General features: G+C 70.7%; 14 protein-coding genes. 9 read left to right on the top strand and 5 right to left on the bottom strand.

The annotated features are described in order from the left end of the window. Nucleotides 1-6: 6 nt before the first annotated feature. Nucleotides 7-1,395: a tetratricopeptide repeat protein gene (locus GON04_RS20630; RefSeq protein ID WP_181653688.1), complete on the bottom strand. Its 1,389-nt coding sequence runs from the start codon at nt 1,393-1,395 to the stop codon at nt 7-9. 371 nt (nt 1,396-1,766) lie between these two features. Between GON04_RS20630 and GON04_RS20625 the strand changes: the two genes are divergently transcribed. From GON04_RS20625 to GON04_RS20590, 8 genes are all read left to right on the top strand, one after another. Further along, nucleotides 1,767-2,867 (top strand): hypothetical protein, encoded by a 1,101-nt coding sequence (locus GON04_RS20625; RefSeq protein ID WP_338051027.1) that lies wholly within the window; start codon nt 1,767-1,769, stop codon nt 2,865-2,867. A gap of 278 nt (nt 2,868-3,145) precedes the next feature. Next, nucleotides 3,146-3,967: an amidohydrolase family protein gene (locus GON04_RS20620; RefSeq protein WP_157399871.1), complete on the top strand. Its 822-nt coding sequence runs from the start codon at nt 3,146-3,148 to the stop codon at nt 3,965-3,967. A gap of 40 nt (nt 3,968-4,007) precedes the next feature. Continuing rightward, nucleotides 4,008-5,378 (top strand): NAD-dependent succinate-semialdehyde dehydrogenase, encoded by a 1,371-nt coding sequence (locus GON04_RS20615; RefSeq protein WP_157399870.1) that lies wholly within the window; start codon nt 4,008-4,010, stop codon nt 5,376-5,378. Between the two features lie 20 nt (nt 5,379-5,398). Next, nucleotides 5,399-5,821, top strand: a complete 423-nt coding sequence (locus tag GON04_RS20610; protein WP_157399869.1) for a cupin domain-containing protein — start codon at nt 5,399-5,401, stop codon at nt 5,819-5,821. A gap of 12 nt (nt 5,822-5,833) precedes the next feature. After that, nucleotides 5,834-6,904: an isocitrate/isopropylmalate dehydrogenase family protein gene (locus GON04_RS20605; RefSeq protein ID WP_157399868.1), complete on the top strand. Its 1,071-nt coding sequence runs from the start codon at nt 5,834-5,836 to the stop codon at nt 6,902-6,904. A 10-nt stretch (nt 6,905-6,914) separates the two neighbouring features. Beyond that, nucleotides 6,915-7,889, top strand: coding sequence for a Bug family tripartite tricarboxylate transporter substrate binding protein (locus GON04_RS20600; RefSeq protein ID WP_157399867.1), 975 nt, complete (start codon nt 6,915-6,917; stop codon nt 7,887-7,889). A gap of 22 nt (nt 7,890-7,911) precedes the next feature. Continuing rightward, nucleotides 7,912-8,907, top strand: a complete 996-nt coding sequence (locus GON04_RS20595; RefSeq protein ID WP_157399866.1) for a Bug family tripartite tricarboxylate transporter substrate binding protein — start codon at nt 7,912-7,914, stop codon at nt 8,905-8,907. Between the two features lie 74 nt (nt 8,908-8,981). After that, a complete protein-coding gene (locus GON04_RS20590; RefSeq protein ID WP_338051026.1) occupies nt 8,982-9,893 on the top strand; it encodes a GntR family transcriptional regulator in 912 nt (303 codons plus the stop codon). A 24-nt stretch (nt 9,894-9,917) separates the two neighbouring features. Here GON04_RS20590 and GON04_RS20585 read toward each other — a convergent pair whose 3' ends face one another. Next, the gene (locus GON04_RS20585; RefSeq protein WP_157399865.1) at nt 9,918-10,427 is read right to left on the bottom strand and encodes a hypothetical protein; all 510 of its coding nucleotides are present in this window, start codon (nt 10,425-10,427) and stop codon (nt 9,918-9,920) included. Between the two features lie 16 nt (nt 10,428-10,443). Then, nucleotides 10,444-11,271 (bottom strand): AraC family transcriptional regulator, encoded by an 828-nt coding sequence (locus GON04_RS20580; protein WP_157399864.1) that lies wholly within the window; start codon nt 11,269-11,271, stop codon nt 10,444-10,446. Between the two features lie 48 nt (nt 11,272-11,319). Here GON04_RS20580 and GON04_RS20575 point away from each other — a divergent pair, with 48 nt between their 5' ends. Next, nucleotides 11,320-12,525 (top strand): MFS transporter, encoded by a 1,206-nt coding sequence (locus tag GON04_RS20575; protein ID WP_157399863.1) that lies wholly within the window; start codon nt 11,320-11,322, stop codon nt 12,523-12,525. 151 nt (nt 12,526-12,676) lie between these two features. Here GON04_RS20575 and GON04_RS20570 read toward each other — a convergent pair whose 3' ends face one another. Then, entirely contained in the window at nt 12,677-16,078 is a 3,402-nt protein-coding gene (locus GON04_RS20570; RefSeq protein ID WP_157399862.1) for a DUF748 domain-containing protein, read from the bottom strand. 165 nt (nt 16,079-16,243) lie between these two features. Next, nucleotides 16,244-16,792 carry a hemerythrin domain-containing protein gene (locus GON04_RS20565; protein WP_157399861.1) on the bottom strand — a complete coding sequence of 183 codons (549 nt, stop codon included), beginning with the start codon at nt 16,790-16,792 and terminating at the stop codon, nt 16,244-16,246. Nucleotides 16,793-16,806 lie beyond the last annotated feature (14 nt).

The following is a 16,806-nucleotide window of genomic DNA, read 5'->3' as shown; positions in this document are numbered from 1 at the left end:
ACCCCTTCAGGCCGCCAGGAGTGACTGCGCCACGCCGCGTGCGCGCGTGACCAGCTGCGCGTTCAGGCGGCTGTGGGGGCGCAGGTGCACGCGCTCCCTGGACAGCTCCCGCGACAGGTCGGCCTGGCCGCTGCGCAGCGCCGATTCGAGCAGGGTCAGGTGCAGCAGGTCGCACTGCGCGTGGCTGCCTCCGCAGCGCTCGGTGAGGCGGCGATGCCTCAACAGCCGGTCGGCCGCGCCGTTGTAGTCGCCCCGGCCGAAGCGGATGAGCGCCGCGCACACGGGCAGGGCCGCCTGGTACACGGCCCGACCCAGGTCGCGCGTGCGCGTCGCGCTGGCCCGCAGCTGGGTCATGAGCGTGGCAGCGCTGCCGGGCCGGTGCGCTCCCACGAACGCGAGCATGGCGTGCGTATCGTTGAACGGCCTCAGGCCGTCGAGCGGCCGTGCCGTCCAGGCGTCCGCAACGGTCTGCCAGCGGCCTGCCGTGTCGATCCCCAGCAGTTGCAGGCGCCAGAGCAGGGAGGAGGCATCGACCAGGGTCGCGGCGTCGGCATCGGGGTTGGCGCGGATGCGCCCATCCAGGATGGAGAGCGCCATGCCCACGTCGCCGAGGTCGAGGTGGAACAGCGCCAGGTGCCACCACAGGTGGATGGCATAGCTGCTCACGGTCCACTGCGCGGCGGTCTGCTTGAGCCACGCGATGCCGTCGGCGGCCCGGCCCTGCATCTCGAACGCATGCGCCACGGCGTGGATGGCCGCCGCGTTGCCGGGCGTGCAAGCCAGTGCGGACCGGCCCACCTGTTCGGCGCGCACCGCGTCCCCCATCTCGGCCAGGCCGAAGGCGTACATGCCGAGCACGTGACCGTAGCCGGGCATGTCGGGGTTCCAGTGCGGCAGCACCGCCGCGACCCGGCTGCGCAGGGATTCGGTCCGGCCCCACTGGAGATCGCCGAACTGTGCGACGCGCAGCGCGAGGGTGTCGTCGGGGTGGTCCGCGACGATGGCGCCATAGGCGTCCAGCGCACCGCGAAGGTCCCGGGCCAGCCACGCGGCGGCGGCGTCGAAGTGGCGCCGGGCCCGCGCATCGGCATTGCGCACCGTCCGGCCGGCGCGCAACGCCCGGGCGAGGTCGGCCATCGCACCGTCCCGCGCCGCCATCACGAGCAATGCCCAGCGCAGGCAGTGGCCGCCGGCGAACGACGGGTGGTCCTGCACCAGTGCATCCGCTGCCGCCATGGCATCGCCATGGCCGGTGTGGAGCATGGCCAGCGCGGCCTGGAAGCGATCGCCTGCCGACGAGGTGCCAGCAGGTCGGCTGGTCGCGCCGGAAGGCAGTCGCCCGATGGCGCGCCCAGGCAAGCCTTGCTGCAGGGAAGGGGAGAGCGGGTGCGTCACGGTGTTCTCCTTTCGCCTGCCAATCTGCCGCAGCGATGTCGCCGCGCCATGTCAGGCACCGCTTGCTGCGTATCGCTCGTGTATCCGCGCCGGGGCGGGGGCTGGAGACATGGCTGGGGCCGGAACAGGGAGGGGCCGGCTGCGGCGGGCGCGTCCCCTGTGAGCCCAAGGTCCACTGGCGCCGGCCAGCAGCAGCAGGACAATGAACCAGCGCCATTGCGCGAGGCCGAGAGATGCGGCACATGGATCGTCTTGCTTCCGCCCAGTTCGGGGCCCCCGCCCGGTCCGCCCATCCGGCGGGCGCCGTTGCTGCGCCTGCGTCGATTGCCCGTGCGCGGTGGATCAGGAGTCCCACCTGGGACCTCGTCTGGGTGCTGAACGCACTGTGGCTGGCACCCCTGGTCCTGCTGCTGGAGCGCGCCTACGGCGACGCCCGCAACAGTCCCCTGGACTGGCTGTTCTTCGTCCTCGCCGTGCCCCTGTGGTTCGGCCACCGGATCTCGTCCGCCTGGCTGGCCTACACCACGCCGGGCTACCGCCCCCTGCTCAGGTCCCAGCGCCGGCGCTTCGTCGCCTTGCCGCTGGCGATCGCACTCGCGTGTTTCGGGGTCCTGCTCGCACCCGACAGCGTGCTGCCGGTGCCGCTGGAGCAGCGCGTGGTCTGCCTCGCCGTCCTCGACTACCTGCTGGTGAGCCACCATTTCGCCGCGCAGCATGTCGGCCTGCTCAGCCTTTACCGCGGCCGCGCGGGTCGCCCCTCGGATGCCACCACGCGACGGCTGGACCGCTGGTTCGCGCTGGTCGTGGGCGGCGGCTTTGTCGTCCTGGCCAATGCCCTCGCGGGATCGATCGCGTTCCAGGATCGCTGGATCGATCCGCTGCTCGGCGAGGCGCTGTCGCAGACGGTGGTGCAAGCCCTGGCCACGGGCAGCCTGGTCCTCGTCCTGACCCTCACCGCGCTGATGCTGGCCGTCGAACTGCGTTCACCGCAGCCGTCGGTGCCGCGCGTGGCCTACGTCGTCAGCGTCGCCACGATGGTCCTGCTCGGCTTCCTCCATCCCTTCCTGTTCCTCGTGCTCTGGAGCGTGCAGCACTGGAGCGCGGCCATGGGCCTCACCTCCCTGGCGGCTTCCGGCGGCGCCCAGGAGACCGGCGCGCACTGGCAGCGCTGGCTGGCGCCCGTGAACCGGCACGGCTGGTCCGTCCTGCTCGTGCTCGCCGCGCTCTCTGCCCTGCTGTTGCCGCTGCTGGAGGTGGAGGCGGTGGGCGATGACTACGTGGTCGCCGATCGCCTCTTCGGCGAAGCCGCCCTGTGGCTGCGGGCCTCGCCGCTGGTTCCGGCGCTGCTCGCGCTGGGGTTCGCGACCAGCTTCATCCACTATGTCCTGGATCGCGCGGCCTTCCGGTTCTCGTCGCCGGAGGTGAGGCAGGCTGCGCGCGGCTTGCTGGAGCGGCAGGGCGAGGCGCACTGATCGACTTCCGCGCCCCCTGGCACGGGTGGCGCGTGACTTCGAGCGCGCACGTTCACGCCAGCCGCCCAGGCGCGGGCCCAGCGGAGAGGCTGCCTTCGGCCTCTTTCCCCTCCAGTCCTGTCGCCTGCCGCGGGAGCTCTTCGGACAGCCAAAAAACCATGGATACCGCAGTTCGCTCTGTGGATAAAGCCTCGGAAACGCATCTCGTGGTGGTACTATGAAATCTCAAAAGACCAAACCACATGAGATCCGCCGCCCCCGCCGCCTGCGATTGCCACGTGCACGTGTTCGATCCCGCGCGCTTCCCGTATGCCGCCCAGCGGGCCTACACGCCCGCGGCGGCCACCGTCGAGGACTTGCAGGCGCTGCATGCACGGATGGGGATGGCCCGGACCGTCCTGGTCCAGCCCAGCGTCTACGGCACGGACAACAGCTGCCTGCTGGCTGCCCTGCATCAGCTGGGATTGGGCCGGGCCCGCGGTATCGCCGTGGTGGACCCCGCGACGGTGAGCGACCTGGAGCTCTGGGACCTGCATGAAGCGGGCGTGCGCGGCATCCGGCTGAACCTGCACGTCCAGGGACGGGGGATGGGCGCTGCGAAGCAGCAGTTGGCCGGCGCGCGCCGGGTCCTGAAGATGCCGGGCTGGTCGCTGCAGGTTCATGCGTGCCTGGACGTGGTCACGTGCCTGCTGGACGACATGCAGCGCCTCGAGAAGCCCGTCGTCCTCGACCACTACGCGGGCGGGCTGGCACCCGAACCGGACAGCGACGTCGCGCTCGGTCGCTTACTGGCCGCGATGCGCAACGCTCCCCTGTACGTCAAGTTGTCTGCGCCGTACCGGCTGTGGCCGGGGCAGCCCGTGCAAGACCTGGCGCGCACGTTCTACGGCGCCGGCCCGGATCGGGTCCTCTGGGGATCCGATTGGCCGCACACCGGCGGCTCCGGCGGTTCGGGCCGCACCCCCGGAACGCTCGAACCCTTCCGGGCGGTCGACAACCAGGAGGTCCTGCAAACGCTGCTCGGCTGCTTGCCGGACGCCGCCGCCCGCCACCGCCTGCTGGTCGACAACCCGGCAGCCCTCTACGGCTTCGACCGCTAGGTCGAGGCGCTTCCCCCTCCACGCACACAGAAGGAGACCGATGATCACGTCCACCAACCCCGCCACCGGGGAAGTGATTGCCACGTTCGATGCGCACGACCAGCGCCAGGTCGATGCCGCATTGCAGGGCGCCTGGACGGCGCAGAAGGCCTGGCGCCGCACGACGCTGGAGGAACGCTCCGCGCTGCTGCGCCGCGTGGCGGCCGTGCTGCGCGACCGCAAGCCGCAGCTCGCCCGCCTCATCACCCTCGAGATGGGCAAGCCGATCGTCGAGTCCGAGGCGGAGATCGAGAAGAGCGCCTGGAATTGCGAGTACTACGCGGATCACGCGTCGGCGGTCCTGGGCGACGAAGTGGTGCCCAGCGGGGCCACCGAAAGCCGGGTGGTCTACGACCCGCTGGGCGTCGTGCTGGCCATCATGCCCTGGAACTATCCGGTGTGGCAGGTCCTGCGCTTCGCCGCGCCCGCCCTGGCGGCCGGCAACGGCATCGTGCTGAAGCACGCCAACAACGTGCCGCAGTGCGCGCTGGAGCTGGAGAAGATCTTCAGTGAGGCTGGCACGCCGGCCGGCCTGTTCGCCACGGTCCTGGTCGAGGCTTCGCAGGTGAAGTCGCTCATCGAGGACCCCCGCATCGCCGCGCTCACGCTGACCGGATCGACGCCGGTGGGCAAGCTGGTGGCGAGCCAGGCCGGTGCGGTGCTGAAAAAGCAGGTCCTCGAGCTGGGCGGCTCCGACCCCTTCATCGTGCTCGCCGACGCCGACCTGGAGAGTGCCGCCAGGACGGCCGTGAAGGCGCGCTTCATCAACGTGGGCCAGAGTTGCATCAACGGCAAGCGCTTCATCGTGGAAGCTGCCGTGGCCGACCGCTTCACCGAACTGTTCGTGCAGCACGCGAGCGCGCTGAAGATCGGGGATCCCCTGCAGCGCGACGTGGCGATCGGGCCGATGGCGCGCGCCAACCTGCGCGACGAACTCCATTCCCAGGTCGAGCGCACGGTGCGCCAGGGCGCGAAGTTGCTGCTGGGCGGCCGCTTCTGCGACGGCCCCGGCTTCTTCTACCAGCCGACCGTCCTCGACCATGTCGCGCCGGACATGGTGGCCGCCTGCGAAGAGACCTTCGGCCCCGCGGCGGCAATCCTGCGTGTCCAGGACGCGGAGCAGGCGATCGAAGTGGCCAACGCCCCCGACTACGGCCTGGGCGCGGCGCTGTGGACCAGTGACCTCCAGCGCGCCCATGCGCTGTCCCGCCGTATCGAGGCTGGCGCCGTCTTCATCAACGGCATGGTCGCTTCCGACCCGCGCCTGCCCTTCGGCGGCATCAAGCAGTCCGGCTACGGCCGCGAGCTGGGCGTCCACGGCGCCCGCGAATTCACCAACGTCAAGACCGTGTGGGTCGGCCCCGCGCGCTGAACAACCCGAGGAACACTCCCATGACCATCCGCACCCCCTCCAACGCAGCGCTGCTCAAGCCCGAGGAACTGCCCCGGCACGAACGCGGCGGCGGCGCCAGCACCACGCCGCTGGTCACGCCCAGCGTCGGCACCAGCAGCTTCATCACCGGCTACACCACCTTCGAGGGCGGCGCCGTCATCCCCTTCCACAGCCACAACGTGCAGGAGAGCGTGGTGCTGATGGAAGGCCGCGCGGTGATGGACATCGACGACCTGCACTACGAGCTCAAGGCGCACGACGTGACCTTCATCCCTCCCAACGTGCCGCACCGCTTCCGCAACCTGTCCCCCACCGAGCCGATGAAGATCCTCTGGATCTACGCCGCGCCCGACGCCACCCGCACGCTCACCGAGAGCGGTGCCACCAACTACGTCTCCGCCGAACACGGCAAGAAAGCCTGAAGGATGTCTTCCATGAAATTCCTCGTCCTCCCCGGCGACGGCATCGGCCCTGAGATCGTCGCCTCCGCCGTCGAAGTCCTGCAGGCGGCCGATCGCCGCTTCCACCTCGGCATCCACCTCGACTACGAGGACGTCGGCTTTGCCAGCCTGAAGAAGCACGGCACCACGCTGCGGGAAGACGTGCTGCAGAAGGCGCGCGGCTACGACGGCATCATCCTGGGCACCCAGTCGCATGCCGACTACCCGGCGCCGGAGAAGGGTGGCCGCAACATCTCGGCGGCATTCCGCGTCCAGTTGGACCTGTACGCGAACGTGCGACCCGCACGGACGCGTGAGTACCTGCCGTCCAACATGAAGGCCGGCAAGAGCATGGACCTGGTCATCATGCGCGAGGCCACCGAGGGCTTCTATCCGGATCGCAACATGGCGCGCGGCTGGGGCGAGATGATGCCCGACGCCGACACGGCGCTGTCGGTGCGCAAGATCACGCGCAAGTGCAGCGAGCGCATCGCCCGCCGTGCCTTCGAATTGGCCATGACGCGGCGCAAGAAGGTCACCGCCATCCACAAGGCCAACAGCTTCCACATGACGGACGGCCTGTTCCTGGAGTGCGCCCGCAAGGTCGCCAGGGAGTTCCCGGAAGTCGCCTTCGACGACCTGCTGGTCGACGCCTCCACCGCCTACCTGGTGCGCAGTCCGGAGCGCTTCGATGTCCTGGTGGCCGAGAACTTCTACGGCGACATCCTGTCGGACCTCGCCAGCGAACTGTCGGGCAGCCTCGGCCTGGCCGGCTCCGTGATGGCGGGTGACGAACTGTGCTGCGCCCAGGCCCAGCACGGCTCCGCCCCCGACATCGAGAACCAGGACAAGGCCAACCCGACGTCCATGATCCTGTCGGTCGCCATGCTGGTCGAGTGGCTGGGCGACAAGCGCAAGAACGATGGCCTGCGCAGCGCCGGCCGGGCCATGCACGCCGCGGTGGAGCAGGTGCTCGCCAACGCCGACACGCGAACCCCCGACATCGGCGGGCGCATCGGCACCAAGGCCTTCAGCCAGGCCGTCGTGGCCGCACTCGCAGCCTGAAGGAGGCGCCATGAACTTCCTGCAAGCCGCCGTGCTCGCGGCGGGTGTCGCTGCGGCCGCCCTTCCTGCCGTCGCCGCGGGGCCGGGCGGCTATCCCAGCCGTCCCGTGACCATCGTCGTGCCGTTCGCGCCGGGTGGCGGGAGCGACAACATCGCCCGCCTGCTGGCCACCCGCCTGGGCGAGCGGACCAAGGGCACCTTCATCATCGAGAACAAGCCGGGCGCCGGCACGAACATCGGCAACGAGGCCGTGAGCCGGGCCAGCCCCGACGGCCAGACCCTGCTCTTCGGGCAGGTGACGCTCTCGATCAACCCGGCCGTCTACAAGGGCCTGCGCTACAACGTCCAGAAGGACTTCACGCCCATCGCCCAGTTCGCCACCTCGCCGACGGTGCTGGTGGTGACCAATGCGATGCCTGCGAAGACCGTGCAGGAATTCGTCGCGTATGCCAAGGCCAACCCTGGCAAGGTCAACTTCGGCTCGGGCGGCGCCGGCACCTCGGTGCACCTGGCCGGCGAACTCTTCGCGTCGCTCACGGGCACGCAGATGGTCCACATCGCCTACAAGGGCAGCGCGCCGGCCGTCACCGACCTAATCGGGGGGCAGATCCAGGCCATCTTCGACACCGCGCCATCCGCACTGCCGCACATCGCGGGCGGCAAGGTGCGTGCGCTGGCGGTCACGGGGCCGCGGCGCCTCGCCGAACTGCCGAACGTGCCCACCTTCGCCGAGGCAGGGGTGCCGGGCTTCGATGCGCCTGCCTGGTACGGCCTGCTGGCGCCGGTGAAGACGCCGTCCGCCATCGTCCAGTACCTGAACGCAGAGATCCAGGACATCCTGAAGGAGCCGGCCACGCAGCAGCGCCTCGCCCAACTCGGCTCGTCGCCGGCGCCCGGTTCGGCCGACGCCTTCGGCACCTTCATCCGCACCGAGTCCGAGCGCTGGAGCAGCGTGGTGCGCAGCGCCAACGTCACCCTCGAATAACTCGTCCAACCAAGGAGACACCATGCACAAGAGGCAATCCCTGAAACTCATCGCGGGGGCCGTGTTCGCGGCCGCTGCCGGCTACGCCGCCGCCCAGGGCGCGGCAGCGCCGTTCCCGTCCAAGACCATCACCATGGTGGTGCCCTACGCGCCCGGCGGCAGTTCCGACACGCGCGCGCGCCAGGTCGCCGCCAAGATGGGCGCGATCCTCGGCCAGTCCGTGATCGTCGAGAACAAGCCCGGTGCGGCCGGCAACATCGGCACCGACGCCATTGCCAAGGCGACGCCGGACGGGCACGTCATCGGCATCGGCAACCTGGCGCCGCTGACGGTCAACAGGTCGATGATGCCGAAGATGCCCTTCGACCCCGCCACCGACCTGGTGCCGATCGGGCTGATCGAGAAGGGGCCGCTCGTGCTGATGGTGAGTGCGGACAAGTCGCCGTTCAAGAGCTTTGCGGACCTTGCTGCCCAGGCGAAGAGCAAGCCCGGCACGCTCAGCTATGCATCGGCCGGCAACGGTGGCGCGTTCCACCTGGCCGGGGAGTTGCTGGAGGACGCAATCGGTGCCCCGATGGTCCACGTCCCGTACCGCGGCGGTGGCCCGGCGACGACCGACCTGATCGCGGGCACGGTGGGCTTCATGTTCGACATGGTGCCGGCGTCCTTGCCCTACACCAAGGCCACGCCGCCGAAGGCGCGGGCCCTGGCCGTCGCCGCCGACAAGCGCCTGCCCCAGTACCCGGACGTCCCGACGTTCGCCGAACTCGGGATCAGGAATTTCGAGGTCTCGAACTGGTTCGGGCTGGTCGCGCCGAAGGGAACGCCGGCTCCCGTGATCGCCAAGCTGAACGATGCGCTCAACCGGGCGCTGAAGGATCCCGAGATCGCCGAGCGCATCACCTCGCAAGGCAACATCCTCGGCGGCGGCACCCCGGAGCAGTTCGGCCAGTTCATCGTGGCCGAGCGGGCCCGGTGGAGCAAGATCATCCAGGACAAGAAGATCCAGGCCGACTGACAGTGGCCGTGCCAGGCGGCGTGCGATCATCCGACCGTCCTTCCAGCAAGCTCCCCTGAGACCCAAGCGATTCCGTGCAGGAAACCCGACGTTCCACCCGTGGCCTGGGCGAGCAGCTCGCCGGCAAGGTCGAGCACATGATTGCCGAGGAGTCGCTCGACGTCGGGGCCCCCCTGGTGGAACGTGCGCTCGCCGAGCGCTTCATGGTCTCCCGCTCGCCCGTGCGGGAGGCGCTGCGCCTGCTCGCCGAGCGCGGCACGGTGGGACTGAGGCCCGAGGGCGGCTATGTGGTCCTCAAGAAGCCGAAGGTGTCGCCGTTCGCGGGAACCTTCGAGAGCGAGCCGCTGGAAGAGCGGATCTACCTGCAGATCGGCGAGGATCGTCTCTCGTCGGTCTTGCCCGAGCGGGTGTCCGAGAGCGACCTGATGCGCCGCTACGCCGTCACCAAGGCGCAGCTTGGCGCCATCCTCCGCCGGATCGCCAAGGAGGGCTGGATCGAACGCCTGCCGGGACACGGATGGCAATTCCTGCCGATCCTGACCTCGGGCGAGACCTACGACCAGGCCTACCGCTTCCGCATCCTGATCGAGTCCGCGGCGCTGCAGGAGCCGGGCTTCAAGGTGGACGAAGCGGCCCTGCGCAAGTGCCTGGCGGAACAGCAGGCACTCATCGACGGGGCGGTGGAATGGGCGTCGCCTGCGCAGCTGTTCGACGCCAACACCCGCCTGCACGAGACGATCGCCAACTTCTCGGGCAACGTGTTCATCGTCGAGTCCCTGCAGCGGATCAACCGGCTGCGGCGGTTGATGGAGTACCGCAAGGCGGTGAACCGGGAAGCGGCAGCCAGGCGCTGCCGTGAACACAAGACGCTCATCGAGCTGTTGCTGTCCGGCCAGCGCGAAGCCGCTGCCGACTTCATCCGGCTCCACCTGCGGGATGCGGCGCGCGAAAAGGCGATGAGCAAGAGCTCGGCGCTGGACGACTAGGTCACGGGCAGCGGGCCCGGCCGCCTACAGTTCGCTTGCGTCCTTGAGGATCCGGGCCTTCATCACCAGGCGCAGGGCCGCCGGGCGGCTGGCGGCCCGCTGCAGGTAGGCGTCCAGGTCGTCCGCCGACCAGCTCGCGTAGCTGCCTTCCGGACCGCTGGAATCGAGTTCCTGTCCCCAGGCCGAGCGTCCCCACTCGCGCAGCGCGCTGAAGCCCGCGTCCGTGCTGTCGTCCGGGGCGGCGCTGTAGTCCACCCGGCGCAGTTCGCCGTCGGCGAAGAAGTAGGTCGGCGTCAGCGCGACGCCGGCGACCAGGACCGCCGGAGCGGACCATCCACCTACCAGGCGGCCAGCGAGCCGGACCGCATGCGGCAGGGGCCGCAACTGCGGGACGGCCTGCCGCAGCTGCGCCAGGGACATGCCGAGTTGCCCGGCGCCGGGCAATGCCGGCGGGTTGGCGGCGTGAGCCCCCGAGGCCAGGCAGGCGGCAGCGGCCACCACGAGCGCGCCAAGGAAGCGGGAGACCTTGCACATCGGCGCGCAGTATCGCTCAGCGGCGCCCCTGTGCATCCCTGAGCATCTCGCCCGCGGTCACGCCCATGACCTGCTTGAAGGCGTGGCCGAAGGCGGCCGCGCTCGCAAAGCCCACCCGCGCGGCCACCTGCTTGACCGAGATCGGGCCGGGGGCGGGCGACCCCAGCGCCTCGACGGCGGCCACGATGCGGGCGCGCTGGCGCCATTCCTTGAAGCTGAAGTTCGTCTCGTCCCGGAACAGGCGCGACACCGTGCGCGCCGAGGCACCCGCCTCGCCGGCCAGGTCCTCCAGCGGCCGGTCGTTGCCGGGATCGGCCAGCACCAGCTGCGCGACCCGCAGCGCGCGCGCATCGGTCGGCAGGGGCACGAAGGTCGCGGCGTCGCCGGCCTCGGCCAGTTCGTAGAGGGCCAGCTCCAGCAGCACGTCCACGCGGCGCGGGTGCGCACCGGCAGACGCGAAGCACGCCAGGATGGTCTCGCGCAGCAGCGGCGCCACGGCCACCACGAACTCGTGTTGCAGCCGAGGCGCCTCGGGGTGGGCCGAGAGGCGCTCCGGGTCCACCAGCAGCGCACGCATCTCGATGTCGGCCAGCACGTCCACCGCGTGCTCCAGGCGGGGCGGGATCCACACCGCCCGTTGCGGCGGCACCAGCCAGCGCCCCTTGGGGGTGGTGACCTGCATGACGCCCTGCGAGGCGAACAGCAGCTGGGCCTCGCGGTGCATGTGCGCCCCCAGCCGCGTGCCGCACGGGTAGGAACGCGAGAGCACCGGCGGCGCGTGCGCCACCGGACCGGAGCCGGAGACCGGCGGCCTGGTTGGCGTGTGGTCGATGGTGGTTGGCATCTGGTCGATCAGCGGCCAGTCTACGCTTGCGGCCAGTCAGGAGAAAGCATGCGAAACCACCCCGAAACCGTGATCGGCTTCGTCAACTGGGCCCACTTCATCGACCACTACGCGATGCTGGTGTTCGCCGCCGCGGTCATCGTCATCGCGCCGGCGTTCGGCATGGCATATGGCGAACTGCTGCCGTACGCCACCCCGGGCTTCATCGCCTTCGGTGCCGGTTCGCTGGCCAGCGGCTGGCTGGGCGATCGCTGGAGCCGGCGGCACATGATGGTCATCTTCTTCTTCGGCATCGGCGCCGCGCTGGCCTGCGTCGGGCTCGCGCAAACACCAGCCCAGCTGTGCGGCGCCCTGCTGGCGGTGGGCCTGTTCGCGTCGATCTACCACCCGGTCGGGACGGCCATGCTGGTGGCCCATGCCGGCCCCCGGCTGGGCCGGGAGATCGGCATCAACGGCGTCTGGGGCAACCTGGGTGTAGCGTCGTCGGCGCTGGTGACCGGCCTCGTCTGCCAATACCTGGGCTGGCGCTGGGCCTTCATCCTGCCCGGTCTCGCCGTGGCGGCGTTCGGGGTGGCGTTCACCGCGCGGGTCGCGCACGAGGCGCCGGGTGCCGGGGGCCGCGGCGCGGCGCCGGTGGCCCGCGTATCGCGCGAGGCCATGCGGCGCGTGGTCCTCGCGCTGGTCATCACCATCATCGCCAGTTCCACGACCTTCAACGCGATGACGGTGGCCGTCCCGAAGCTGTTCGCCGAGCGGCTGGCGGGCCTGACTGCCAGTCCGGCGCTGCTGGGCCTGGTGGCCGCTGGGGCCTATCTGTTCGGCGCCCTGGCCCAGTACACCATCGGCAACCTTCTCGACCGGCATCCCCTCAAGACGGTGTTCCTGCCGCTGGCCCTGGCCATGGTGCCGCTCGTCTTCCTCAGCGCGCAGCTCGACGGCGTCGTCTTCGTGGTGGCCGCCATCGGCATCATCATCGGCATCTTCGGCCAGGTGACGCTCAACGATGCGATGGTGGGCAAGTACACCAGCGACGAATGGCGTGCGCGGGCCTACGCGGCGCGCTATTTCCTCGGCTTCACGGCTGCCGGCGCCTCGGTCGGCCTGGTGGCCTGGCTGCACGAGCGCGGCGGCTTCACCCTGCTGCTGCAGGCCTTGGGAACCCTGGGGGTCCTGGTCATCATCGGCGCGTTGATCTTCCCGATGGAAACGCGCCCGGCGCCGTCGGCGGCGGGGCCCTCGAAGAGCCCTGCCTGATGCGTCGCAGCCCCGGACCTCGCTGGCGTCGCGCGACGGCCGTTCCGAGCCGGCTGCCATCGCGCGGCCACGGAAGCCCAACAGGCCGCACGGTGGCGTCGCCCGTTTGATGCCCTGCGGCAGCGCCAGGAAGAGCTGCCGGCCGTTCGCTTCAGGTCACGTCGAGCCCGAGTTTCAGCGGCACCATGTCCTGCTCCACCTCGACTGCCGTCGGCGCCGCCGTCGTCAGGCGCGCGGACGGCACGCCGGCCTGCGCGAGCGCCTGGACCACCGCGTCGGCGCGCTCCTGGCCCAGGCGCGCAAGCGCATCGGGCGGCAGGGCCTGCTCCTTCTCCAGCCGCTTGAGCAGGTCGCCATAGAAGCCGCCGGTGTCGGTGACCTGGGGCTCGCCGCGCATGGCACGGCGGAACTGCTGGTACACGCTCAGCTTCTTCTGCTGCGCGCCGCCGCTGCTGTCGGTGCCCGTCGCGGCGGCGCTCGGCGGCGCGTTCTGGGCCGCCTGCTTCGCCTTGTCGAGTTCGGCATCGCCGAAGCGTTGCGCGTACAGCTCGCGCAAGGCGGCCTGCATCCTGCTGTCGCCCAGGTCCGGCGGATTGCCTGTCTCCTGCGCGGCGGCCGGCTGGCCGGCGCGGCGCGCCAGTTCCCGGTTCACGGCCCTGGCGCGCAGCGCGGCGGCGTCGTTCTCCTGCGCGTAGCCGGCGGGCACCGACACCTTGAACTGGTCGCGCTTGGTCATCACCTCCGCCACGCGGGCCAGCTTTTCGCGCTCGGGCGGCAGCAACTGGGCGCTGCCGGCATCGAACGCGATCGACTCGAGCTTCTGGTCGTCGGAGCCGCCCGCCAGGGCGCGGAACGGCGCCGACAGGATCTTCGCCACCACGCTCGTCAGCGCCTTCCAGATGAGTGCGCCGTAGTCGAACTCGGGATCCTGGAGGCTGCCACGCACCGGCAGGCCGAGGTCGATGCGGCCCTGGGCGTCCTTCAGGATGCTGACCGCGAGCTTCACGGGCAGCCGGGTCGCATCGGGGCTTTCCACCTTCTCACCGAGCGTGAGCTGGTCGATCACGATCTTGTGGTCGCCCACGAGCTCCCGCTCGTGCACCTGGTAGCGCAGGTCCAGCGACATCTTGCCGGCGTCGATGCGGTAGCCGGCGAACTTCATCGCATACGGGCTCTGGCTCACCATGTCGATGTTGCGGAACACGACGCTCACGTCGGTGTTCGCCTGCGGCTCGAACGGATTGAGCGCGCCGCGGATGCGCGCCTGGCCGAAGGCGTCCACCGTGCCGTCCAGCGCCAGCTGGCAGCGCGTCCCGCGCTGGGTGCTCAGCCCGGTGATGGTGCCGTCGAGCTTGTGGATCAGGGCGGAGAAGGGAGGGGTCAGGCTCAGGTCGGTGAACTTCAGCTGGCTGTCCTGGAACCGCAGGACGCCGATCCGCACCGGGAAGGGCTTGGAGGAGGGCGCGCCCGCCGCGGCAGCCGGGCCATCCTGGCGCGCCGCCGTCTTCACGACCGGCGACCGGTCCTTGACCAGCAGGTGCGTGGCATTGATGGTCCGGTCGGCCTGGATCGTCACGCTGGCATCCGATCCGACCAGCCTCAGCTCGGGAATGTCCACGCCGTTGAGGCTGGCCTTGATGCCCTTGGCCGCGAGCAGGCGCCACGACGCGAACGGCTTGTCGCCGGACTCGAGGAGGCGAAGGCCCGCGACTTCGCCGTCGCCCGCGAACTGCACGACCGGCGCATTGCCGCCGCCCTTGGCCTCCAGCCGCCCCTGCACGCTCACGGTGCCGCCGGCGAGCTTCAGGTGCAGGTACCGTTGCAGCACCGGCTGTGCGAGGGCCAGCGGCAGCGCGCGCACCTGCACGTCGGCGGCGACGCTCGGAACGGCCGGCACGGCCTGGCCCTTGACGGCGAACTGTCCACCGTCGCGCAGCCGCAGCCCCGCCTCGAACGCCAGGGGTTTGGCCGGATCGGTGCTCGCGTCCTGGGCCCGGAACGAGACGTCCTGCAGTTCCGTGCGCAAGTCCAGGGCCTGGTCCTCGACCTCGACCGCCAGGCCCGACACGGCGAGCTGGTGGGCCTGCACCTTCCAGTCGGCTCCCGCCTTCTTGCGGGCCGAGGCGGCCTCCGGGTTCACGATGCGCTGCAGGTCGATGGCGCCCTGCGCGTCGCGCACCACGCGGATCCGGCCGCCCTCGGCAGCGAGCCGGCCGACCTGCACGTGGCGGCTGGCGAGGTCCACGTTCCCGTCGGCCAGGGTCAGGCGGTCGATGCGCACCGGCCGCGCTTCGCCCTGTGACACCGACACGCCCTCGGCCCGCAGGTTCAGCTCGCGCAGCTGCGTCTTCGCGCCCCCGTTCGGGCCTTGTGCGGCGTCGGCGGCCAGTGCCAGGCCGAGCCGATCGATCTGCCAGGTGGTGGGCGGCTGCACCGACGCATCCATCGCCCGCAGCCGGATGTCCTCCAGCTGCACCTGCCTGATCGCCAGCTTCCAGGGGCTGGCCGGCTCCGTGGACGCATCGCCATCGGGCGGACCGTCCTTCGATGTGGCCAGGGTCGCCAGGTCGATCTCGCCGTGGCTGTCGCGGTGCATGACGAGCTGGCCGCCGCGGCCCCGCACCGCGTCCACGCTCAGTGACCGTCCGGCCAGGTCGCCCGACAGGCCCGCCAGCTCCAGCCGCTGCAGCCCGGCGAACGGTTCCCTGGCCTGCGCGCGGGCGGCCTGGAGGCCGTCGATCGTCACGGCGGCGTCCGCGATCCTGGCCTGGACGCGCCCGCCCTCCACGGCCACCTGGTAGGGCAGCTTGGCGCTGATGGTCCCGTCGGTGACCACGTCCTGCATCAGCTTGCGCAGGTAGGCCCCGGGTGGCCGCAGGCGCACGGATTCCAGCACGACTTCGCCCTGGGCCAGCACGGGATTAAGGGACGCCGTGCCGCGCCAGAGCACGCGGCCGCCACTGGCGATGTCGGCGCTGAAGTCGTGGCCCTCGACGTCCTGCGGCAAGGTGCTCAGGCGGTTCAGCCGCAGTTCGATCGGCGTGACCTGCTCGGCGTAGCCGGTCTGCCGGTCGTCGACGTCCACGCGGCCGCGCGTGAGCACGATGTCGCGCGCGACGAAGCGCGGCATGGCCTTGGGCTCACCGTCCTTGGCCGGTTGGGCATGGCGCTGCACGGTCTCGAGCAGCCGGGCGATGTTCGAGCCGCCGTCGGCATCGACGGCGACCCGCACCGTGGGAGCTTCCACATGCAGCTCGCGCAGGATCCAGGCGCGCTGGAAGGGCGAGCGCCAGTCCGCCTGCACCACCAGCCGCTCGATGGCGGCCAGCGGGCGACCGTCGGATTCGGCCAGCGCCAGCTGGTCGGCGACCAGCCGCAGGGTGAACGGATTGAAGCGCACCTCGCCGACCGAGCCCTGCCGCTGCAGCTCGGCTGCGGCGATGCGCGGCACCTGCCACTGCACCAGCCGTGGCACGGCGAAGAAACCGACCAGGGCATACAACGCGACCCCGGCGGCCGCGACGATTGCGGCAAGCTTCCAACGTCTGGCCATCCCGCAGGATTGCCCGGCTGGCCGCCAAGCGGCGTAACGGATTGTGGGAGGTGGTGAGCCGTTGCAGTCCTGACGAGGACTTTCCGATTCATCCGCCGGCTGGGCCGGTCTCCTGTCCGCACTGCTGTGGTTGCGGGCGGCCGGCGCTGTCGGCGAGGCGCGACCTCAACCGACGCCGCGCCGGCCCGCCATGTCCTGCGACATCGCCTGCAGCGCTGTGCCGTCCATTCCCGCCTCGGCCGCTGGGAAGGCGGCCGATTCCTCCGCCTCGATGTGCGACGCGTAGAGCCGGGCGTAGTCCTGGAAGGCGCGATGGGCCTCGGTGTCGAAGCCGGTGCGCTCGCCCTCGGCCAGGGACAGCAGCAGGGGCCGCACCCGCGCCCAGCCTTCGGACATCGCACGGTGCTCGTCCTGCAGCCGGGCCGCCAGCGCGGCCAGGGCCGGATCCCCGGCGGCGGCCAGGCGGGGGATCACATGACGCTCTTCGTCCAGGTGGTGCTGCGGGGCCGCCAGGTCGAAGTAGCGCATCACGTCGCGCGCCGCCTGGCGGGCCTGCTCATCCGCCCCGTTCGCGTCCACGTGCCTGCCCAGCCGCTCCAGCAGGGCCAGCATGCGGTGCACGCGCTCGTGGCAGGCGCGCAGCATGTCGAAGGGCTCGTCGAAGCCCGGGGCCGGCGTGCCGGCGCCCGGCGGCTGGATCGAATGGGTCGGCATGGTGACGGGACTGG

The sequence above is a fragment of the Ramlibacter pinisoli genome (assembly GCF_009758015.1).
In the GTDB taxonomy this organism is placed as follows: Bacteria; Pseudomonadota; Gammaproteobacteria; order Burkholderiales; family Burkholderiaceae_C; genus Ramlibacter; species Ramlibacter pinisoli.
This window is presented reverse-complemented; position numbering and strand designations above follow the sequence as displayed.

What these genes read in the sequence shown, in the direction of transcription:
- GON04_RS20615 (WP_157399870.1), top strand. Translation starts at nt 4,008, where the DNA reads ATGATCACGTCCACCAACCCCGCCACCGGGGAAGTGATTGCCACGTTC.
- GON04_RS20610 (WP_157399869.1), top strand. Translation starts at nt 5,399, where the DNA reads ATGACCATCCGCACCCCCTCCAACGCAGCGCTGCTCAAGCCCGAGGAA.
- GON04_RS20605 (WP_157399868.1), top strand. Translation starts at nt 5,834, where the DNA reads ATGAAATTCCTCGTCCTCCCCGGCGACGGCATCGGCCCTGAGATCGTC.
- GON04_RS20600 (WP_157399867.1), top strand. Translation starts at nt 6,915, where the DNA reads ATGAACTTCCTGCAAGCCGCCGTGCTCGCGGCGGGTGTCGCTGCGGCC.
- GON04_RS20595 (WP_157399866.1), top strand. Translation starts at nt 7,912, where the DNA reads ATGCACAAGAGGCAATCCCTGAAACTCATCGCGGGGGCCGTGTTCGCG.
- GON04_RS20585 (WP_157399865.1), bottom strand. Translation starts at nt 10,427, where the DNA reads ATGTGCAAGGTCTCCCGCTTCCTTGGCGCGCTCGTGGTGGCCGCTGCC.
- GON04_RS20580 (WP_157399864.1), bottom strand. Translation starts at nt 11,271, where the DNA reads ATGCCAACCACCATCGACCACACGCCAACCAGGCCGCCGGTCTCCGGC.
- GON04_RS20575 (WP_157399863.1), top strand. Translation starts at nt 11,320, where the DNA reads ATGCGAAACCACCCCGAAACCGTGATCGGCTTCGTCAACTGGGCCCAC.
- GON04_RS20570 (WP_157399862.1), bottom strand. Translation starts at nt 16,078, where the DNA reads ATGGCCAGACGTTGGAAGCTTGCCGCAATCGTCGCGGCCGCCGGGGTC.
- GON04_RS20565 (WP_157399861.1), bottom strand. Translation starts at nt 16,792, where the DNA reads ATGCCGACCCATTCGATCCAGCCGCCGGGCGCCGGCACGCCGGCCCCG.